Here is an 18,443-nt window from a genome sequence, read left to right as displayed (position 1 = left end):
ACGCCGCCGGGTCCGCCTCACCCCAGCCGCTCGTGCCACTCCTCGAAGGCGGCGACGAGGTCCGCCGGTCCGCCGGTGTCCCGCAACCGCCGGATCTCGGCCTCGATGTAGTGGCGGTACAGCGGAACCAGGCCCGCCGCCAGCTCCGGCTCCACCTCGGCCGCGTCCAGCGGGTGGCCGCCGCGCACCCGGGCGCCCAGCCGGACCAGGGACTTCGCCGGTGCCTCCGTGCGGTCCAGGTACCACGCCAGGGACTCGTCGTTGGTCGCCGCGCGGCCCGAGGCCGTCGTTCCCGAGTACAGGAAGCGGACCGGGAAGAACACCGCCTTCGTGAACCACACCTTGTCCGCCAGGAGACGGCGTGGGTGCCGGAACTCCGCCGTCACCTCGTCGGTCGCCAGGATCGCGATGGCGAACTTCGCGCTCTCCAGCAACAACTGCGCGGGCTCCGGGCGGGCCACCTCCGGCGTGACGTCGTCGCCGAGGAGGACACGGCCGTGGTCCGCCAGCTGCAGGCGGTCCAGGGCCGGGAAGCGGCCGTCGTCCTCGCCCGCGCGCAACGCCGGGAGGGAGGCCCAGAACACCGAAAGCTTGCGGTGCAACGGGCTTCGGCCCTGCAGGGCCTCCGTCGTGGCCGAGACCGCCGCGTGGTCGCCGTCCCGGACGTCGGTGAGGATTATCGCCAGGTCGATGTCGCTCACCGCGGGGGAGTAGCCGCCGTACGACAGGCTGCCCAGCAGGTACGCGCCGATCAGGCGGTCCCCGAACGTCTCCTGGTACGCGCGGGCGGCCTCGGCCGCGATGGAGCGGGCCCCGGTGGCCGGGTCGGTCGTCGTCATGCCGCCACGGTATCGCGGCGGGCGCACTCCGCGATGCGGTCGGACACCACGCCGATCACCTGCCACGCCCGGTCCAGCACGTCGATCACCGCGTCCACGGTCCAGTCGCTGCGCCGCCGCAGGATGTCGTAGCCCATCTCGAGGTGCTCGACGTCGGCTTCGTCGTGCAGCTCGAAGTACTCGTCGTCCGGGAACGCGCGGGTGCCCGCCTGGCTGAACACCAGGCTGCCGGCTTCCAGCGCCAGGTGCGCCAGTGCGGCCCGCTGCACGCCCGGCAGGATCGCGAACTGGTCGACGAACCAGGACGCGCCCATCTCTATCACCGGGTCCCAGACCAGCTCGGGGTCGTCCGCGCGGCTGCGGGCCAGTATCCGGTCGTGGCCGACCTCTTCCTGCTGGTGCTCACACGCGAGCGCGCGCAGTTCCGGGTCGCTCTCGAAGGTGACGCGGGCGCTGATCATCCGCTGGAACGCGTTCGACCACGGCTGCAGGTACGTGAGCACGGCCTTCTTCGTCTCGGCGGTCGTGGTTTCGTCGGTCAGCAGCCGGATCAGGTCCGACGACTCGTACTCCCGTTGCCGCTGCTCGTTGTGGCGGGCCACGCGCTCGACGTCCTGGGTCACGCTCTGCTCCTCACGGTGGTGCTGCACGGAGATCATCTTTTCGCGGCCGCTAAGCAAGATCAACGGGCGAAAGCGGGGACGGCGGGGGCCGGTCGTAGACGGGGAGCCGGAAGTAGGTGGTCACGTCGCCGTGGCGGGCCGCCGCGCGGAAGCTCACCAGTTCCAGGACGCCCCTGCTGTCCGCCAGCGGCCCGGGGGTCAGCGCGGCGGCGAGGGCGCGGAACCGGCCGGGATCCACGCCCTGGTCGTGCAGCAGCGCGGCGGTGCGCTCCACGGCTTCCCGGTCGTCCGGCGCGAGGTCGGGCAGCCGCAGGTACGTCGTGGACTCCGCGGCGCGGTCCACACCGGACCGGAACGCCAGGCAGCTCAACGCCGCCTCGCCGGCGTCGGTGCGGTCGCCGGCGAGCGTCCGGTACGCGGCCCGCGCCCGGCGCGCGTCGTGGTGGACCGCCGCCGAAGCGACCCGCTCGACCTGGGCGAGGTCGGCGCCGTGGTTGCGGTAGTAGATCTTGACCCGGGCGTGCGCCTCGTCGGCCAGGTCGACCGCGAAGAACTCGATCTCGCGGTCGCCTTCGACAGTTTCGACGTGGCGGCGGGCGTCGTCCCAGGCGGCGGCCATGCCGAGCCGTCCCATCGCTTCCGCCACCGCGGCTTCGCGCTGCGCGTGCGGCCACGAGTACAGCCCGAAGTAGGTCTTGTGGACGATCCCCGAGGGCGGGCGCCAGGCGAGCGAATGCCACAGCGGCGCCGGCGACGGCCGGCCCGCGCGCGGGGTGAACGTCTCCCGGACGTGCTCGAAGCGGCGGGCCCGGAAAACGCCCTCACCAGGCCAGACGATCTCGTGGCCGAGGCTGTCGAACAGCACGCGCAGCTCCGGCTGCGCACCGGACCAGTTCACCGACATCTCGGCCGGGAAGCCGTCGTCCGCCACATAGGACGGCTGGGCGGGGGCCGCGCCGATCCGTTCGTGCGCCCACGGCGGCAGCAGGCCGCGCAGCATCCGGGTCGTCCGGACGGACTGCTCGAGCGGGATGTCGAGTGCCTCGCACGCGGCCGACCACAGTCCACCCAGGAAGTCACCGAAGAGACGGCCCTGTGCCGGATAGTTTTCCCTTATATATTCAGGAAACTCCGGCGCGCGACTCGTCACGAGCGGATGCTATCAGTTTGATGCTTGCTCAACTAAAAGGCTGCACCCGGGTGGTCCAACCAATTGGGCCATGTGGGTACGCCGGTGCCCGCCGCGGCCACGTAGGGCCACAACGGACGCCGGCGGTGTCCAGACGAGACAAAAGCGGACAACGCGCAGGTCTCAGACCCGGGCGGGCACAACCGTCATCGCGTGCTTGACCAACCGGATCAGCGCGAGCTTGCTGGAGTCGCGGTCGCGTGCGTCACACATGACGATCGGCACACGGTCCGGGACGACCAGCGCCTCGCGGATCTCGTCGGCGGTGTACCGCGGCGCGTTGTCGAAGCAGTTCACCGCGACGACGAACGGGATCTTCCGGCGTTCGAAGAAGTCGATCGCGGCGAAGCTGGTCTCCAGCCGCCGGGTGTCGACCAGCACGACCGTCCCGATCGCGCCGCGCGCCAGGTCGTCCCACATGAACCAGAAACGCGCCTGGCCCGGGGTCCCGAACAGGTACAGCACGTGCCGCGGCGAGATGGTGATCCGGCCGAAGTCCAGCGCGACCGTCGTCGTCGTCTTCCGCTCGACGCCGGACAGGTCGTCCACACCGGCACTCGCCTCGGTGAGCACCTCTTCGGTGGTCAGCGGCGGGATCTCGCTGACCGAACCGACCATCGTGGTCTTCCCGGCGCCGAACCCGCCCGCGACGATGATCTTGACCGGGGTGGGGACCATGTCCGCCCCCGTGCCGTCAGTACTTGATGAGGCCATCGAGAACCGCCTGGAGAGTTTCGAGGTCCGGCGACTGCGCCGGGTTATGGGTGGGCGAGCGCGTGATGACGAGGCCGCGTTCGATCAGGTCGCCGACGAGCACCCGCACGACCCCCAGCGGGATCTTCACGTAGACGGCGATCTCGGCGACGGACACCGGGTGGCGGCACAGCTGCACGATCGCCACGTGCTCCGGGCCCAGCCCGGCCGGCTCCTGCTCCGACCGCAGGGTCATCACCTGCGTGGACAGATCGAGCCGCGCGGTGCCGGCCGGCGTCCGGCCGCTCGTGATCGTGTACGGCCGGACCAGCGGTCCGGCGGCCTCGTCGTACCAGCCGTCGTCGGAGCTCATGTGGCCTCCCGGAGGACCGACGCCGCTTCGCGCGGCGCCGATGCCATGTAGTCGCCGACCCGCTTGACCAGCCGGCTCATTTCGTAGGCGATCATTTCCACGTCGACGTTGTCCGCGGCCAGCACGGCGAGGCACGCGCCCTGCCCGGCGGCGGAGACGAACAGGTAGCCGCGCTCCATTTCGATCATGTTCTGCAGCACCGGTCCGCGGTTGAACTGCTTGCTCACCCCCTTGGCCAGGCTCTGCAGGCTGGAGGCGATCGCCGACAGCTGGTCCGAGTCGTCCTTGCTCATCCCGGCCGACTTGCCGATCAGCAGCCCGTCGGCGGACAGCACGATGGCGTTCTGCGCGCCGACCACGCGGTTCACCATGTCATCGAGCAACCAGTTGAGATCGGGTTTGGGGTTCCCGTACTCGTTCATTCGACGTCAGACCCTGACTTTCGGTGTGTGGACTTTCCTGTGTGCGGTCGTCGCGGACTAGGAGTCGAGGCCGCCGCGCCCGCGGCGGGTGCCCTTGTGGAACGCCGCGAGGGTGCGTGCCGTGCCTTCCCCCGGCGCCACGACGTCGTCTTCGCTGTCGTCGGGTTCGTTCTCGAGCTGGGCGACGAGGTTCTGCTGGGGCTCCCGCCGGGGCAGCCGCGGCCGGTCGTCGGTCGGCCGCACCGCGGGCTCCGGCTCGGCCACGGCCACCGGCTCCGGCACCGCCGCCGGGACGGACGGCAGGTCGTCGGGCGAGGGGAGCGCGCGCGCCGGGTACGGCCTCGGCTTGGTGTCTCGCTTCATCGGGATCTGGCCGCTGAACGAGCTGGGCGTGTCCATCGTGCGGAGCGAGCTTTCTGCCGCCTGCTTGGCCGGGGCGCCCACCGGGGCGAGGACCGCGGTGTCCTCCGCCGGGGTGGCGGCGGGGGCGCCGTCGTGGTCGGCGTTCTGGCCGGCCAGGTGCTGGGTGGGGATGAGGACGGTGGCGCGGAGGCCGCCGTAGCGGGACGGGTCGAAGGTGACGGTGATGCCGAGCCGGGCCGCCAGCCGCGCGACCACGAACAGGCCGAGGCTGGAGTCGGCCCGCAGCGCCATCGCGTCGAACTCGGGCGCCTCGGCCATCATGGAGTTCGCCCACTCGCGGACGCCGTCCTTCATGCCGAGCCCTTGGTCCGAGACGTCGACGACGACCCCGCGCGCGACCATCCGGCTGGTCACCTCGACCGGCGAGCCGGGCGGCGAGAACGACGTCGCGTTGTCGACCAGCTCGGCGACGAGGTGGATCGTGTCGGCGACCGCGGCGCCGACGATCGCGACGTCGGCCACCTGCTCGACCTGGACCCGCGCGTACTGCTCGGTTTCCGAGACGGCCGCGCGCAGGACCTCCATCAGCGCGACCGGCTTGCGCCAGCGGCGCCCCGGCTGCTTGCCGCCGAGGATGATCAGGTTCTCGGTGGTGCGGCGGGCGCGGGCGGCGAGGTGGTCGAGCTGGAACAGCGACGCCAGCTGCGTCGAGTCGTCCTCGCGGGCTTCCATCTCGTCGAGGATCTGCAGCTGCTGGTGGACGAGGACCTGGTTGCGGTGCGCGATGCCGAGGAACACGTTGTGCACACCGCTGCGGGCCTTCGCCTCGCTGGCCGCGGCATTGACGGCGGTCAGCTGGGCGACGTTGAACGCCTCGGCCACCTGGCCGATCTCGTCGCGGCCGTGGTCGAGCTGCGGCAGTTCTTCCTTGAGGTCGACGGGTTCGCCGCTCTTGAGCCGCTCCACGATGTTCGGCAGCCGGTTGCGGGCGAGGTCGAGCGAGTCGTTGCGCAGCCGCGCGAGCCGCGTCATCAGGGCGCGGTCGACGAGCGAACGGGACACGCGCACCGCGACGATGATCGCGGCCAGCGACGCCAGCAGGGCGACGATGCTGCCGATGATCACGTTGCGCAGCTGCGCGTCCCCGGCGTCGATCGCGGCGGCCGAGACCTTGTCCGCCTGGGTGATCGCGAGGTCGTTGAGGCCCTGGGCGACCTGGGTCGTCGCGTTCTCCCAGTCCGTTTCGGACACCGGCACGGAGTTCTGCTCGCCGGTCGACCACGGGCCGTGCTTCACGATCGCCTGTTCGGCGGTCGCCAGCTGCCGCCACGCCGTGCTGGTGGTCAGCGCCTGGTACTTCTGCCGGACGCCGGGGTCGAGGAACGGCGCGATCTGCGCCAGCTGCGTGCGGTAGAGCCCGGACAGCTGGGCGAACTGCGCGAAGTCGTCGGGCGCGAACGTCCCGGCGGCGAAGGCGGTCGAAGCCAGCGACGTCTCCCGCGACATCATGTCGCCGGCGCGGAACACCGACGTCGCCGTGATGCCACCGGTCGCGGCTTCGGCGTCGGGCACCACGCGGGCCTGGGTGTCGAAGAGGTTGGACGCGGTGTCCATCACGCCGTTGTAGTAGGAGTTGACCTGCGCGCGGTCGATGCTGCGGAAGCTGATCTGCGAGCGCAGCACGGGCAGCTGGTCGAACTGCGACTTCAGCGCGTTCACCTTGGACGCGATCTCGTCCGGCGCGTTGGAGATCGTCGCGGCGAAGGCGTCCTTCAGCGCGGAGAGCTTTTCGTCGGTGGCTTTCTGCTGCTGCTGGAGCCGCGCCGGGCCGAGGCCCGGGTCGTCCAGGTACTGCAGCGCGGTCTGGCGTTCCTTCTGGAACTCGGCCAGCGCGGTGGCGGCGGGGATCGACACCTCACGCACGGAGGCGGCGACCAGCCGGACGTAAACGCCGTTGAAGAGGAAGTAGGACGAGACCGCGATCCACAGCACCAGCAGCGTCACGCTGGGAATGAGAACGGTCCTGGTCAGCCTTTTGCGGATCGACTTGTCGTACGGCTTGTCCGACTCGTCCCGGGGGTCTTTGTTCAGCACGGCGGTTCACGAACTCCTGAGTGACGGTCGGCGAGGAATGGGGACCCGGACGAGGAAGCGGACACGACGATGGGTCACAGCGGCCGCCGTCACCCGTCTTCGCCTCACCCTCCGTGTTGCCGCGGAATCGATCAGGGTCCGTTTTTTACCATGAACCCCTGGGAGGTGGTCGGCTCGACCCGCCTTCCGGACAGGCGTCCGGCTGGCGGCGAACGGCGTTTACTGTCTGCTCCGGGATGATTACCGGCATTTCCTCAGGTACTGGCGCCGCGGGTGAATTCGGGATGCCGAGCGTTGGGCCGAACGGGTGAAAGTCAATTCGGCCGGTTCGGCGTGCCCGCGTGTCCGGAGTGCGGGAAGAAAGGGCAACGGCGGTGCCCCGGTGTCGGTACCGAGCCTGGGATGGCGTCTTGGTGTCCCTTTACATCGACCGGACGATTGTCAAACTCGCTGTACGTCCCCTATCGTCTTGTCAACTCAGCCGCCAAGGAGGGTGTGATGAGCGAAGTGACCGGGACCGTGCCCGCCGGCTCCACCGAACGGTGGCGCGACCGCAAGCGGTACCTCTGGCTGATCGGCCTGGTCGTCCCCTCGCTGGCGTTCCTCGCCATCGGGCTGCACGCCGCCACCGGGTGGGGCGGCTGGTTCTGGATCGGGCCGGTCGTGATCCTCGTCGTCGTGCCCCTCATCGACCTGGTCGCCGGGCTGGACCGCAGCAACCCGCCCGACGACGTCATCGCACGGCTGGAGAACGACCGGTACTACCGCTGGATCACCTTCGCCTTCCTGCCCGTCCAGTACCTCGGCTTCGCCGCCGCGTTCTGGCTGATCGCGCGCGGGGAGCTCGACGTGGTGGACAAGGTCGGGCTGGCCGTGTCGATCGGGTGCGTCGGCGGGATCGGCATCAACACCGCGCACGAACTGGGGCACAAGAAGGAAAGCCACGAGCGCTGGCTGTCCAAGATCGCGCTGGCGCAGAGCTGCTACGGCCACTTCTACATCGAGCACAACCGCGGCCACCACGTCCGCGTGGCGACCCCGGAGGACCCGGCGAGCAGCCGCTTCGGCGAAAGCTTCTACCGCTTCTGGCCGCGGACCGTCTTCGGCTCGCTGAAGTCGGCGTGGCGGCTGGAGCGCAAGCGCTACGCCCGGCGTGACCGCCACCCCTACCGGCTCGGCAACGACGTGCTCAACGCCTGGCTGATGTCCGCGGTGCTGTGGGCGGCGATGACCGTCTGGCTCGGCGCCGGTGTCCTGCCCTACCTGGTGATCCAGGCCGTCGTCGGGTTTTCGCTGCTGGAAGTCGTCAACTACATGGAGCACTACGGCATGCGGCGGCAGCGGGTCGGCGCGCCCGGGCGGCGGCGCTACGAGCGCGTGGACCCGAGCCACAGCTGGAACTCCAACAACATCGCCACCAACGTCCTGCTCTACCACCTGCAGCGGCACAGCGACCACCACGCCAACCCGACGCGCCGCTACCAGACGCTGCGCGACTTCGCCGAGTCGCCGGTGCTGCCCACCGGGTACGCCGGGATGATCGTGCTCGCGCTCGTCCCGCCGCTGTGGCGCCGGGTGATGGACCCGCGGGTGCTCGCGCACTACGACGGCGACATTTCGCGCGCCAACATCCAGCCCGGCAAGTGCGCCAAGGTCCTCGCTCGCTACGGAACCCGTGTCACGGCCGAGGCCGGCGAGGTCGCCGACACCCGCGGCGACGCCACCGAAGGCGGCATGTGCCCCGGCTGCGGGTACGTCTACGACGAACAGCGCGGCGACCCGCGCGAGGGTTTCCCGGCCGGTACGCCGTGGGCGGCGATCCCGGACTCCTGGTGCTGCCCCGACTGCGGCGTGCGCGAGAAGATCGACTTCGCCGCACCGGGCCGGGTGGGCTCGGCCGGGAGCGCCACCACCTAGAATGCCGATCATGAGCGGGGCACTTCCGGCGCCGCCCGAGGGCGGCCAGCACCGGCGGCCGATCATCGCCGCGGCGATCGAGCTGACGGCGAAGTCGGGGTGGCCGGCGGTCACGATGGCCCGGCTGGCGGAGCTGGTGGGCGTCAGCCGCCAGACCGTCTACAACGAGATCGGTTCCAAGACCGCGCTGGCCGAGGCGATGGTCGCACACGAACTCGACCGGTTCCTCGCGGCCGTCGGCGCGGCCTTCGACCGCCACCCGGACGACCTGGTCGAGGCCATCCACGACGCCGTCCGCGCGGTCCTCGAGCTCGCCGACGACAACACGCTCCTGCGCGCGATCGCCTCCGCGACCCACGGCGCCGCCCCCGAGCTCCTCCCGCTGCTGACCACCGACGCGGGCGCGCTGCTCACGCAGGCGAAGGTGATGCTGGCGCACCGCGTGGCGGCCTACCGCCCCCCGCTGGACGACGACCGGGTCACGGTGGTGATCGACCTGGTCGTCCGCGCGGTCCTCAGCCACGTCATGCGGCCGTCCGACACACCGGCCCGCACCGCGGACGCCCTGGCGTGGGTCGTGGCGCGCGTGCTCGGGGTGCCGGCGAACCCGCCGCTGCGGCACACCTAGCCGCAGTGTTCAGCGACGGCGGCCGAAGGTGCGAAGACGTTCATGGTCGCGGCGACGACCGCCGGGCGTTACGCCTGGCGCAGCCCGTGCCGGTCGAGCCACGCCGCGATCTCCGCGGCGATCTCTTTGGGCCGGTCCTCCTGGGCGTGGTGCCCGGCCTCCCCACAGGCGACCACGTCCAGCGCGGCCACGTGCTCGGTGCACCACCGCGTCATCTTCTCGCCGATGAGCAGCGTCGGTGAGCCTTCGAACGTCATGAGCAGCTTGGGCGTGCCGTCGCTCGCCGCCAGCCACTCGTCGTAGGTCTCGATGCGCTCGACCAGCTCCGCCGGGTCGCCGCCGAGGGGCAGCTGGCGGGCCCAGGCGAGGACCGGGCGGCGGCTCTCGGGGGTCGGGAACGGGGCGAGGTAGGCGGCCAGGTCGTCCTCGCCGACCGGCGTGCGCACGCCGCCGGTGAACGCCTGGCGGATGAACAGGTCCTGCGTCAGCACCATTTCCTCGCCGACGCCCGGGGTGCGGATGCTGCGCGAGCGCTCGGCCGCCTGCGGCGTCAGGTCGTCCCAGGCCATCGGCTTGACGATGGTTTCGAAGAACGCGACCCCGCGGATCCGGTCCGGATGCCGGGCGGCCCAGTCGAACGCGAGCGCACCACCCCAGTCGTGCCCGACCAGGACTACGTCGTCGAGACCGAGCGCGTCGAACCACGTGTCGAGGTGGCGGGCGTGGTCGGCGAACGAGTACGGGATGTCCGGCTTGGGCGAGCGGCCCATGCCGATCAGGTCGGGGGCGAGCAGCCGGCCGCCGCCGACGTGCGGGAGGACGTGGCGCCAGCCGTGCGAGGAGCCGGGATTGCCGTGCAGGAAGACGATCGGGGTGCCGGTGCCGGTTTCTTCGTGGTGCAGCATGCGGAGTCCCTTCAGGAATCCAGCGGGGTGTCGAGGAGGACCGTGAGCTCGCGCGCCAGCGCCGCGGTGCGCTCGCCGGCCCGGCCGCCGAGGGGTTCGAGGAGCCGGTCGAGCAGCGCGGCCACGGTGGCGATCGCCGGCTCGGTCACCTCGCGCCCGCGGGCGGTGAGGCGCAGCCGGACGGTCCGGGTGTCGGCGGGGTCACGGGTGCGCTCGACGAGACCGCCGGCGTCGAGCGTGCGCGCGAGCTTGGAGACGTAGAGCGCTTCCAGCCCGGTGTGCTCGGCCAGTTCGCGCTGGCTCGGCCGCTCGCCGGCGCGCTCCAGGCCGAAGAGCGAGGACAGGAAGACGTACTGCGCGTGCGTCAGCCCGGCGGGGGCGAGGGCGCGGTCCACCGCCACCCGCCACTTCGTGGAGAGGCGCCAGACGAGGTGTCCCGGAGTGCTCACGGCAGTTACTGTACATGGCTACTAAGTACATGGCTACTGAATCCGCGGGTGGTCAGCCGGCCAGCTCGCGGATGCGGTCCATGGCCCGCCGCACTTCGGCGAACCCGGTGGTGAGCGGGCTCAGCCCGATCCGGATGCCGTCGGGACGGCGGAAGTCGATGAGCACGCCGTTCTCGATGAGGACCCGCGAAAGCCGTTCGGCGTCCGGGTGCCGGAGGGTGACGTGACCGCCGCGGCGGTCGTCGTCGCGCGGCGAGGCGACGGTGAAGCCGAGCGGGACGAGCCACGCGTCGGCGAGGGCGAGCACCCACCGGCCCAGCGCCACGGCCTTGGCCCGCACGCGGTCGATCCCCGCTTCCGCCAGCAGCGCCACGCCCTCCTGGACGCCCACCATGCCGAGCACCGGCGGAGTGCCGGACAGCGCCCGCCGGATCCCGGGCGCGGGCACGTACTGCGCGGCCATGCCGAAGGTGTCGGCCGCGCCCATCCAGCCGGTGATGGGCTGGCCGAACGCCTCGTGGTGGCGCGCGTTGACGTAGAGGAACGCGGGCGCGCCGGGCCCGGCGTTGAGGAACTTGTAGGTGCAGCCGACGGCGAAGTCGGCCTCGGCGGCGTCCAGCTCGACCGGGATCGAGCCGACGCTGTGGCAGAGGTCCCAGACCACGAGGCCGCCGCGCTCGTGCACCAGCCGCGTCACGGCGGCCAGGTCGGTGATCGCCGCCGTCCGGTAGTCCACGTGGGACAGCACGACCGCCGCGGTCCGCGGCCCGGTGACCGCGGCGACGTCGGCGTCGCCTTCGATCCACCGGACGGTGAGGCCGAGTTCGGCGGCGACGCTCTCGACCAGGAACCGGTCGGTGGGAAAGTTCGCGGTGTCGGTGACGAGCTCGTCGCGGCCGGGCCGCAGCGCGACAGCCGACCGGAGCGTCTTGTAGAGGCACACCGACGTCGAGTCGGCGACGATCGTCTGGCCGGGCGCGGCCCCGAGCGCGACGCGGCCGAGCTCGTCGCCGATCTCTTCAGGCAGCGTGAGCCAGCGCTCTTCCCACGACCGGATCAGCCGGCCGCCCCACTCGTGCGCGACGAGTTCCTGCAGCCGGTCGGCGGTGGCGCGCAGGGGACGGCCCAGGGAGTTCCCGTCCAGGTAGGCCACGACGCCGGGGTCGCTGATCGGCACGAACCGCTCGCGGAACGCGGCGAGTTCGTCTTCGGCGTCGAGGCGCTCGGCTTCCCCGGGCGAGATGTCGGCAGTCATGCCCGCCATCTTGCCGGGCGTGCCCCGCTCAGCGGTTCTTTTCTTTCACCCGCACGGTTTCCTTCCGCACCTCGGCCTGCGTGGCGCGCTCGCGCACCAGCCAGTCGGGGCTCTGCGCCTTCAGCTCGTCGATCTGCTCCGTCGTCAGCGGCTCGGTGATCCCGCCGCGGGTGAGGCCGCCGATGGAGACGCCCAGCTTCGCCGCGACCACCGGACGCGGGTGCGGGCCGGTGCGGCGCAGCTCCCGCAGCCACTCGGGCGGGTCCGCCTGCAGGGCGTTGAGCTCGTCGCGCGTGACCACGCCCTCCTGGAACTCCGCGGGGGTGGCTTCGAGGTACACACCCAGCTTCTTCGCCGCCGTCGCGGGCTTCATCGTCTGGGCGGTCTTGTGCGACGTCATGCCGTCCAGGGTAGCCAGCGTCACTCCCGGTAACCTGACCCGGTGACCTCTTTCAAGCTCGCGTACGTCCCGGGAGCGACCCCCGCCAAGTGGGTGCGGACCTGGGCCGAGCGGGTCCCGGAGGTCCCGCTGATCCTGGTCCCGGTGGCCGCCGCCGACGCAACCGGCCTGCTGCGCGCCGGCGACGCCGACGCGGCCCTCCTGCGTTCCCCGATCGACCGCGACGGCCTGCACGCGATCCCGCTGTACACCGAGACGTCGGTGGTCGTGGTGCCCAAGGACCACCTGCTGGCGGCGGCGGACGAAGTGTCCACCGTGGACTTGGCCGACGAGGTGGTGCTGCACGCCCTCGACGACACGCTGGAGTGGCCGTCGTTCCCGGGCCGTGCGGCGGTCTCCCGCCCGGAGACGACGGCGGACGCGATCGAGCTGGTCGCGGCGGGCGTCGGCGTGCTCGTCGTCCCGCAGTCGCTGGCGCGGCTGCACCACCGCCGGGACCTGACCTACCGGACGGTGGCGGACGCACCGCAGTCGAGCGTGGCGCTGTCGTGGCCGGAGGAGGAGACGACGGACCTGATGGAGCAGTTCATCGGCATCGTCCGCGGCCGCACGGTGAACAGCACCCGGGGGCGCCCGCCGGCGGCGGTGGAGCGCAAGCGCGTGGAGCGGAAGCCGGTGGAGCGGAAGGCCGCGGCGAAGCCGGCCCGGCGGGGCGGCGGGCCGGGGAAGCGGCGCCGCCGGGGCTGAGCCGCCGGGGAGGACTGCGGCGGTGCAGCGCGGGCGTCCGGAGGGGTCGGTGGAGCAACGCCGAAGCCGGCCCGGCGGGGTGGAAGCGGCGCCGCCGGGCCTGGGCGTCAGGGAGTCGTGCAGACGCAGTTGCCGTCCACGCGGTCGGGCAGGTCGGGGTCGTCGAACCAGTGGCCGTCTTCGCCGAGGTAGCGGAAGTGCAGCACGGTGCCCGGTGTCACGTCGATCGACGCCGAGCGGCGGCCGTTGGAGCGCGGGGTGAGGTGGTGGCGGCCCGGCGTCCAGTCGTTGAACGAGCCGACGACGCTCACCCGTCCGGGCGGCGCGCCGGCCGGGAGGCTGAAGGTGACGCGCTGGGTGCCGGCCAGGCTCTTGCTGATCTTGATCACTCGTGGGGGCCTTTCGCGGGAACGGTCGGGAGGGCGTGCTCGGCACTGAGCGCCGACATGATGGCACGCCAGTGACGATTCGGTCACGCCCAGTACCCGATTGGGTTACGTGGCCGCTCAACGGTTCGCCACTGACCGGGTGGTCCTCGGCTGAACCATGATCATTTCGTGTTCGGAGCGCGCCCCGGTGGGAAACTGACAGCCGTGACCGTCGCCGCTGATCGTCAAGTCAAGGACCCGTGTGCCTGGCTCAGCGCTGTCACCCACGAGCTCGCCGAGGCCCATCCGGCCGACACGCGAGCGGTGCTCCTGACGGTGTGGGACGGGCTGGCCGCCGCCCGGTTGGCCGGGCTGTACGCGGCCGCGGCTTCGCCGCGCTGGCGAGCCAGACAACGTCACGCCGAAGCGGTCGAGTTCGATCTCGCCCTGCTGCTGGCGCGCAACTGCACCGTGGCCACCGGCCTGGCCATCCCGGCCCGGCTGCCGCGAGCCGCGGTCGCCTGGCCCGCCGAACGGGCCGACGCGGCGGTCGCTGCGGTGGTCTCCTTCTGCGGCACGGCGGAAGCGATGCTGCGCCGCGCGGGCGAGCTGACCCCGGTGTGGGAGGACAGCCTCCTCGGGCCGGTGGCGCTGGCCCGCTGGCTGGCGGACTGCTGGACGGGCCGCCACACCGGCGGCTGCCCCCTGCAGCTGCCGGTGCCCCCGCCCCCGTGGTGGCGGTGAGGACTGTCCGTCAGGTGAAGTCTGGGCCGGCGAGGGCCGGCACGGGCGGGAGAGGAGGCCGAGGGTGACCGAAGCAGCGGCCCCGCCCGCAAGACTCCCGGAGCCGGCCCGGGCAGCGGTCCGCGAGGTACTCCTGGCCGAACTGACGGCGGCGGCCGCCCGAGCCCGGGCGGCCGGCTGCTCACCGGAGACCCTCGCGGCGGTGTTCGAGGGCCGCCGCCGGCGGGTGGGTGAGGACGGCGCGAGGCCGGAGAGGTGAGGACGGCTCGCCGCGAGCGGCTGAGTCGGTGGCTGCGGTTGGTTGCGCCGCTTCCTGGCCGGCCGTGTGGCGAACGTGGCCGGCTGTGTCGCGTCCCGCCGGCGTGGGCCGGCGGTCGCGATGCTCAACGGCCCAGAATCGCCAACGCCGTCGCCACGATGCCGGCCAGTCTCGCCGGGTCCGCCAGGGCCGCGGCCAGCCAGTCGTCGCGGGCCGCGGTTCCCAGTGGGTCCTCGCCGAACACCAAGGTCAGCACCGTGGCCACCGCCGTTGCCGGCTCCTCTCCGCGGTTCAAGCGGAGCTCGATCGCGCCCAATGCCTCCTCGGCCAGTTCCGCCAGCCTGGCGTCCGCCCGTTCCTCGCGGCCGACCAGCTCCAGGGCCGGGAGCTCCGCCGGCATCGGGGCCACCGGGGCCTGCTTGTGGCCCAGCGGGCGCTCCACGTGCTCGGCGTGCCACCGCTCGCGGGTGCGCATCGCCGCCAGGACCTGCCGGACTTCGCCGTCGAGGGTGTCGCGGTCCGCCGCCGGCTCGCCCGTGCGCTCGGCCCGGCGCGCCGCCCAGCCGTCCAGGGGCCAGAGCTCCGCTCCCGCCGTCGCCGGGACGCCGACCCAGAGCAGGATCTGCACCGCCAGATCGCACAGCCAGGCGTCGCCGCCGAGGGCGTCGGCCAGCCAGGCCGGGAGACGAGGCCGTTGCAGGGCCCCGATTTCGCCGCGCCGGCGGCGGTGCGCGTCGACCGTTGCCGGGTTGAGGCGGGTCGACAGCCAGCCCTCCAGGTTCTCGATCGGGTCCGTCGCGCGCCGCAACGCGTGCTCCACCACCGCCTCCACGTCGTCGTGGAAGCGGTCGAGGCAGTCCGGCCGCAGCCACTCGAGCCCGCGGGCGCAGTCCGCGTGCCGGCGCCGGTGCTCCAGCGGCCGCGTGATCCGGGTGAAGACCAATGGCCAGGCCACGCTGTAGACCCCGGCGCGCAACCGGGCGAGCGCGCGGGGCTGGGCGGCCGCGGCCGAGCCGGCGAGCAGGCCGTCGCGGGCCAGCCGCCGGATCCCGGCGACGTCGGCCGGGTGCACTGTGCCGAGCAACGTTCCCTCCCCGATGTCGACGGGAAAATCGTCGGGCAGCCGGAGAATGGGAAAAGGCCACGGCCGGGTCGAATCCACGGCGGACTGGCCAACGACAGGCCACATCGGAATCACCTGATCGGCGCAGCGAGCGCCGCTGATCGCCGCGAAGCCCGCGTGCCACAATCGAAATCCCATGGCACACAAGGACGGGCTGCTCCGGGAACTCACGACGTTGCGGCGCGGCTGGGGATTGGAAGCCGAACGGCTGCGCAGCCGGCTCGGGCCGCTCGTCTCCGGCTGGTGCGAAATCCACCGGACGACGAGCGACCGGGACGCGCGGCGCGTTCTGCGCGAAGCCATTTCCGCCGCGATCGCGGAATTCCCGGCCGACGACCAGCTGGCGGTGAACGTCGCGCTGGCCATCGCCCCCGGCGCGCAGCACGCCCTCCTCAGCGACCGGATCGGCGTCCTCGCCGAACGCCTGAGCGTCTCCGAACGCACGGCCCGGCGGCGGATCGACCGGTCGTTCGCCCGTCTCGCCGCGGAGATCGAGGCCGGCACGCGGCCGGGCGACGGCGTGCCCGATCCGGACAAGGGCTGGTTCGTCAAGCGGCTCAAGGTGCTCGTGCGGCTCGACACGCCGGAGCCCGAGGTGACCGAGGAACGCCTGATCGTGGCGACCAGCGACGACCTCGGCCGGATTTCCGCGCAGTTCACGGTGCCCCGCACCTACGACGACCGCGACGGCGAGCGGCACGTCACCGCGGACGCCCAGCACGGCGCCCGGATCAGCGCCGCCCACCGGGAGGGCCAGCGGCACTTCCGCTGGCTGCTCGACCTGCCGCGTCCCCTGTCCCGCGGCGACAGCCACACGTACTCGCTGGTGTTCCGGCTCCAGGACGGCCGGCCGACCCGGCCCTCGTACGTGTTCGTGCCGCTGGTGACGTGCGAATCGTTCACCGTGCGGGTCCGCTTCGACCCCCGGCGGCCGCCGCGGGTGGTGTGGCGGCTGGACCGGGTGCCGCCGTCGGTGCTCGCCGATCCGCCCCAACCGGGGCCGGCCCTGCCGCTGGACGGCGCGTGCGAAGTGGCCCAGGAGTTCGCCGCGCCGCAGCTCGGATACGCCTACGGCCTCCGCTGGCTCCCCGCCGAAGATATTCCTTGACCTGAATATTCTTCTGTGTGAATACTAGGTCCCATGGACCGGATCGCCGCCGCACTCGGGGACGCCGCACGCTGGCGCATCGTCGAGCTCCTCGCCGAGCGTCCCCGCTCGGTCGGGGAGCTGGCCGAGCTCACCGGGCTGCGGCAGCCGCAGACCAGCAAGCACCTGCAGACCCTGGCCCGCGCCGGGCTGGTCACCGTCTTCCCGCTCGGGCAGCGGCGCGTCCACGCGCTGGAAGCGCAGCCGCTGGCGGCGCTCGCGGGCCGGCTGCGCGAGCTGGCCGAGGCCACCGAAGGGCACGCGGGGGAGCGGGACGTCGTCGCGCGGTACCGCGCGGCCATCGACCGGGAGTCGGCGGCCGCGGACCGGGACCGGTGGGCGGACGGGCGGTCGTTCGCGTTCGAGCGCCTGCTGCCCGGGCCGCCCGAGGTCGTCTGGCGGCACTGGGCCGAGCCGGACCTGCTGGTGTCGTGGTGGGTGCCGCCGTCGATGACGATCACCGCGTGCGTCCTCGAACCGCGGGCGGGTGGCCGGGTCCTGCTCGGTTACCGCGACGCCGACGCCGAGTACCACTCCGAAGGCCGGGTGCTGGTCGCCGAGGAGCCGGCGCACCTGGTCTTCGACCTCGCGGTGACGGGGCCGGCGTCGTTCACCGGCCACTACGACCTCCGCATCGAGCCGGGTGCCGGCGGCACGAAGCTGCGGCTGGGCCTCGAAATCACGGCGACGACCGTCGACGCCGTTCCGTTCATCGCCGGGATCGAACCCGGCTGGCAGCAGGTGCTCGACCACCTCGCCGACGTACTGACCGAGAGAAGGGCCTGAACCATGACCGCACGCCGGGTGACCGCAAACCTGAGCCTCACCCTCGACGGGCGCTACCACGGCCCGGCGGGGCCGGCCGACATGGGCGCGATCGTGTCGTACGCGACGACCGAAGTCGCGCGGCGCTACCTCACGCGCATCTGGGAGGGGGCGACGACGGCGGTGCTGGGCCGCCGCAACGCGGAGGGTTTCCTGGGCTTCTGGCCCACGGTCGCCGCGGACGAAAACGCCGACCCGCGCGACCGGGGTTACGCGAAGTGGCTGGTGGACGTGGAAAAGGTGGTGTTCTCCCGCACGTTGACCGAAGCTCCGTGGGAGCGCACCCGTCTGGTCGACGCCCCGGTGGCCGAGGTCGTCGCCGACCTGAAAGCCACCGGCGAAGGCGACATCCTGGTCAACAGCAGCGCAAGCATCATCAAGCCCCTCCTGGCGGCGGACCTGCTCGACCGCCTGTCGTTGATGATCTGCCCGGAGATAGCCGGAGGAGGCCCCCGCCTCTTCGACGGCGGCCTCCCGCCATCAAGGTGGAGCCTCACCCACCACGAAACAGGCGACCTGGGCGAAACCGCCCTGACCTACGACCGCATTCGCTGAGCGAGAGGCGCGCACGGAACGCCAGGAGTCCACCCCGCAAGGCGAGCCGCATGGCGCCGCCGGGAGTCCAGCCACGCAAGGCGAGCCGCGTGGCGCCGCCGGGAGTCCACCCCGCAAGGCGAGCCGCGTGGCGCCGCCGGGAGTCCACCCCGCAAGGCGAGCCGCGTGGCGCCGCCGAAGGGGCAACCACGCAAAGGGAGCCGCGTCGCGCCGCCGGGGGTCCGGGGGGTCGCCCCCCGGGAAGATACTGCGGGCACTGGGAGGGCGGCCGAAGGCATCCCGAACAGGGCATGCCGCCTCGTGGGGCGGGCGGGGCTCGAACCCGCGGCCAAGGGATTATGAGTCCCCTGCTCTAACCAACTGAGCTACCGCCCCCTGGCCTCGGCGCGTAGGCGGCACGAGGATTTGCATCTGCACAAAACACTCAGTTCGCTCCAAGTTATCACAGCGGCCATCCGGGCAGATCCGGTAGGCCAAACAGGTTGAAGTGCCCGCCGACCGGCGCAGGCTCGTCTAGGTTGCAAG

At 72.1% G+C, this 18,443-nt stretch carries 21 protein-coding genes and 1 tRNA gene; 8 read left to right on the top strand and 14 right to left on the bottom strand.

Features of this window, described 5'->3' with window-relative positions:
• Nucleotides 1-17 precede the first annotated feature (17 nt).
• From C2L59_RS03765 to C2L59_RS03735, 7 genes are all read right to left on the bottom strand, one after another.
• Nucleotides 18-839 (bottom strand): hypothetical protein, encoded by an 822-nt coding sequence (locus C2L59_RS03765; RefSeq protein ID WP_103348105.1) that lies wholly within the window; start codon nucleotides 837-839, stop codon nucleotides 18-20.
• Entirely contained in the window at nucleotides 836-1,498 is a 663-nt protein-coding gene (locus C2L59_RS03760) for a hypothetical protein (RefSeq protein ID WP_103348104.1), read from the bottom strand. Before C2L59_RS03760 ends, C2L59_RS03765 begins: the two co-directional genes overlap by 4 nt.
• Nucleotides 1,499-1,511: 13 nt before the next feature.
• Nucleotides 1,512-2,612: a tryptophan dimethylallyltransferase family protein gene (locus C2L59_RS03755; RefSeq protein ID WP_233223255.1), complete on the bottom strand. Its 1,101-nt coding sequence runs from the start codon at nucleotides 2,610-2,612 to the stop codon at nucleotides 1,512-1,514.
• Nucleotides 2,613-2,774: 162 nt separating this feature from the next.
• The gene (locus tag C2L59_RS03750; protein WP_103348102.1) at nucleotides 2,775-3,329 is read right to left on the bottom strand and encodes an ATP/GTP-binding protein; all 555 of its coding nucleotides are present in this window, start codon (nucleotides 3,327-3,329) and stop codon (nucleotides 2,775-2,777) included.
• Nucleotides 3,330-3,345: 16 nt separating this feature from the next.
• Nucleotides 3,346-3,717 carry a DUF742 domain-containing protein gene (locus C2L59_RS03745; protein WP_103348101.1) on the bottom strand — a complete coding sequence of 124 codons (372 nt, stop codon included), beginning with the start codon at nucleotides 3,715-3,717 and terminating at the stop codon, nucleotides 3,346-3,348.
• Complete coding sequence (locus tag C2L59_RS03740; RefSeq protein WP_086851216.1) at nucleotides 3,714-4,139, bottom strand: roadblock/LC7 domain-containing protein; 426 nt, start codon at nucleotides 4,137-4,139, stop codon at nucleotides 3,714-3,716. The genes C2L59_RS03745 and C2L59_RS03740 overlap by 4 nt, the downstream gene beginning before the upstream one ends.
• Nucleotides 4,140-4,196: 57 nt before the next feature.
• The gene (locus C2L59_RS03735) at nucleotides 4,197-6,596 is read right to left on the bottom strand and encodes an ATP-binding protein (protein ID WP_103348100.1); all 2,400 of its coding nucleotides are present in this window, start codon (nucleotides 6,594-6,596) and stop codon (nucleotides 4,197-4,199) included.
• 498 nt (nucleotides 6,597-7,094) lie between these two features.
• Here C2L59_RS03735 and C2L59_RS03730 point away from each other — a divergent pair, with 498 nt between their 5' ends.
• Both C2L59_RS03730 and C2L59_RS03725 read left to right on the top strand, forming a co-directional pair.
• Complete coding sequence (locus C2L59_RS03730) at nucleotides 7,095-8,513, top strand: fatty acid desaturase (RefSeq protein WP_103348099.1); 1,419 nt, start codon at nucleotides 7,095-7,097, stop codon at nucleotides 8,511-8,513.
• Between the two features lies 1 nt (nucleotide 8,514).
• The gene (locus C2L59_RS03725; RefSeq protein WP_103348098.1) at nucleotides 8,515-9,141 is read left to right on the top strand and encodes a TetR family transcriptional regulator; all 627 of its coding nucleotides are present in this window, start codon (nucleotides 8,515-8,517) and stop codon (nucleotides 9,139-9,141) included.
• A 68-nt stretch (nucleotides 9,142-9,209) separates the two neighbouring features.
• Here C2L59_RS03725 and C2L59_RS03720 read toward each other — a convergent pair whose 3' ends face one another.
• From C2L59_RS03720 to C2L59_RS03705, 4 genes are read right to left on the bottom strand one after another with little or no spacing between them, the layout of a single operon-like run.
• Nucleotides 9,210-10,046, bottom strand: coding sequence for a haloalkane dehalogenase (locus tag C2L59_RS03720; RefSeq protein ID WP_103348097.1), 837 nt, complete (start codon nucleotides 10,044-10,046; stop codon nucleotides 9,210-9,212).
• 11 nt (nucleotides 10,047-10,057) lie between these two features.
• Nucleotides 10,058-10,495 (bottom strand): MarR family winged helix-turn-helix transcriptional regulator, encoded by a 438-nt coding sequence (locus tag C2L59_RS03715; RefSeq protein WP_103348096.1) that lies wholly within the window; start codon nucleotides 10,493-10,495, stop codon nucleotides 10,058-10,060.
• 52 nt (nucleotides 10,496-10,547) lie between these two features.
• A complete protein-coding gene (locus C2L59_RS03710) occupies nucleotides 10,548-11,750 on the bottom strand; it encodes a kynureninase (RefSeq protein ID WP_103348095.1) in 1,203 nt (400 codons plus the stop codon).
• A gap of 28 nt (nucleotides 11,751-11,778) precedes the next feature.
• A complete protein-coding gene (locus C2L59_RS03705) occupies nucleotides 11,779-12,150 on the bottom strand; it encodes a DUF5997 family protein (protein WP_199198898.1) in 372 nt (123 codons plus the stop codon).
• A 42-nt stretch (nucleotides 12,151-12,192) separates the two neighbouring features.
• Between C2L59_RS03705 and C2L59_RS03700 the strand changes: the two genes are divergently transcribed.
• Nucleotides 12,193-12,897: a LysR substrate-binding domain-containing protein gene (locus C2L59_RS03700; protein WP_103348093.1), complete on the top strand. Its 705-nt coding sequence runs from the start codon at nucleotides 12,193-12,195 to the stop codon at nucleotides 12,895-12,897.
• A gap of 107 nt (nucleotides 12,898-13,004) precedes the next feature.
• Here C2L59_RS03700 and C2L59_RS03695 read toward each other — a convergent pair whose 3' ends face one another.
• The gene (locus C2L59_RS03695) at nucleotides 13,005-13,286 is read right to left on the bottom strand and encodes an isoamylase (RefSeq protein WP_103348092.1); all 282 of its coding nucleotides are present in this window, start codon (nucleotides 13,284-13,286) and stop codon (nucleotides 13,005-13,007) included.
• Nucleotides 13,287-13,490: 204 nt separating this feature from the next.
• Between C2L59_RS03695 and C2L59_RS03690 the strand changes: the two genes are divergently transcribed.
• Together C2L59_RS03690 and C2L59_RS03685 are read left to right on the top strand one after the other, a co-directional pair.
• Complete coding sequence (locus tag C2L59_RS03690) at nucleotides 13,491-14,009, top strand: hypothetical protein (protein WP_103348091.1); 519 nt, start codon at nucleotides 13,491-13,493, stop codon at nucleotides 14,007-14,009.
• A gap of 64 nt (nucleotides 14,010-14,073) precedes the next feature.
• On the top strand, nucleotides 14,074-14,268 hold the full coding sequence (locus tag C2L59_RS03685) for a hypothetical protein (protein WP_103348090.1): 195 nt from the start codon (nucleotides 14,074-14,076) through the stop codon (nucleotides 14,266-14,268).
• 124 nt (nucleotides 14,269-14,392) lie between these two features.
• On the opposite strand, the gene C2L59_RS03680 is transcribed toward C2L59_RS03685, so the two are convergent.
• Nucleotides 14,393-15,352 (bottom strand): hypothetical protein, encoded by a 960-nt coding sequence (locus tag C2L59_RS03680; RefSeq protein ID WP_103348089.1) that lies wholly within the window; start codon nucleotides 15,350-15,352, stop codon nucleotides 14,393-14,395.
• A 175-nt stretch (nucleotides 15,353-15,527) separates the two neighbouring features.
• On the opposite strand from C2L59_RS03680, the gene C2L59_RS03675 reads away from it, so the two are divergent.
• Genes C2L59_RS03675 through C2L59_RS03665 form a run of 3 tightly spaced genes read left to right on the top strand, consistent with a single transcriptional unit; the run spans nucleotide 15,528 to nucleotide 17,918 of the window.
• Nucleotides 15,528-16,499 (top strand): hypothetical protein, encoded by a 972-nt coding sequence (locus C2L59_RS03675; RefSeq protein WP_103348088.1) that lies wholly within the window; start codon nucleotides 15,528-15,530, stop codon nucleotides 16,497-16,499.
• A 33-nt stretch (nucleotides 16,500-16,532) separates the two neighbouring features.
• A complete protein-coding gene (locus C2L59_RS03670) occupies nucleotides 16,533-17,324 on the top strand; it encodes a metalloregulator ArsR/SmtB family transcription factor (protein ID WP_103348087.1) in 792 nt (263 codons plus the stop codon).
• 3 nt (nucleotides 17,325-17,327) lie between these two features.
• The gene (locus C2L59_RS03665) at nucleotides 17,328-17,918 is read left to right on the top strand and encodes a dihydrofolate reductase family protein (protein WP_103348086.1); all 591 of its coding nucleotides are present in this window, start codon (nucleotides 17,328-17,330) and stop codon (nucleotides 17,916-17,918) included.
• 301 nt (nucleotides 17,919-18,219) lie between these two features.
• Here the strand turns inward: C2L59_RS03665 and C2L59_RS03660 are convergent.
• Nucleotides 18,220-18,293, bottom strand: a tRNA-Ile gene (locus tag C2L59_RS03660).
• Nucleotides 18,294-18,443: the final 150 nt, after the last annotated feature.

It is taken from the genome of Amycolatopsis sp. CA-128772 (assembly GCF_002904295.1).
Taxonomy (GTDB): Bacteria; Actinomycetota; Actinomycetes; order Mycobacteriales; family Pseudonocardiaceae; genus Amycolatopsis.
The sequence above is the reverse complement of the archived record's forward strand: the minus strand, read 5'-3'. Positions and strand labels throughout refer to the sequence as shown.

Bases quoted from the DNA above. Each gene is read 5' to 3' on its own strand.
- C2L59_RS03765 (WP_103348105.1), bottom strand. From the start codon at position 839: ATGACGACGACCGACCCGGCCACCGGGGCCCGCTCCATCGCGGCCGAG.
- C2L59_RS03665 (WP_103348086.1), top strand. From the start codon at position 17,328: ATGACCGCACGCCGGGTGACCGCAAACCTGAGCCTCACCCTCGACGGG.
- C2L59_RS03740 (WP_086851216.1), bottom strand. From the start codon at position 4,139: ATGAACGAGTACGGGAACCCCAAACCCGATCTCAACTGGTTGCTCGAT.
- C2L59_RS03725 (WP_103348098.1), top strand. From the start codon at position 8,515: ATGCCGATCATGAGCGGGGCACTTCCGGCGCCGCCCGAGGGCGGCCAG.
- C2L59_RS03705 (WP_199198898.1), bottom strand. From the start codon at position 12,150: ATGACGTCGCACAAGACCGCCCAGACGATGAAGCCCGCGACGGCGGCG.
- C2L59_RS03670 (WP_103348087.1), top strand. From the start codon at position 16,533: ATGGACCGGATCGCCGCCGCACTCGGGGACGCCGCACGCTGGCGCATC.
- C2L59_RS03760 (WP_103348104.1), bottom strand. From the start codon at position 1,498: ATGATCTCCGTGCAGCACCACCGTGAGGAGCAGAGCGTGACCCAGGAC.
- C2L59_RS03730 (WP_103348099.1), top strand. From the start codon at position 7,095: ATGAGCGAAGTGACCGGGACCGTGCCCGCCGGCTCCACCGAACGGTGG.
- C2L59_RS03745 (WP_103348101.1), bottom strand. From the start codon at position 3,717: ATGAGCTCCGACGACGGCTGGTACGACGAGGCCGCCGGACCGCTGGTC.
- C2L59_RS03750 (WP_103348102.1), bottom strand. From the start codon at position 3,329: ATGGTCCCCACCCCGGTCAAGATCATCGTCGCGGGCGGGTTCGGCGCC.
- C2L59_RS03675 (WP_103348088.1), top strand. From the start codon at position 15,528: ATGGCACACAAGGACGGGCTGCTCCGGGAACTCACGACGTTGCGGCGC.
- C2L59_RS03710 (WP_103348095.1), bottom strand. From the start codon at position 11,750: ATGACTGCCGACATCTCGCCCGGGGAAGCCGAGCGCCTCGACGCCGAA.
- C2L59_RS03720 (WP_103348097.1), bottom strand. From the start codon at position 10,046: ATGCTGCACCACGAAGAAACCGGCACCGGCACCCCGATCGTCTTCCTG.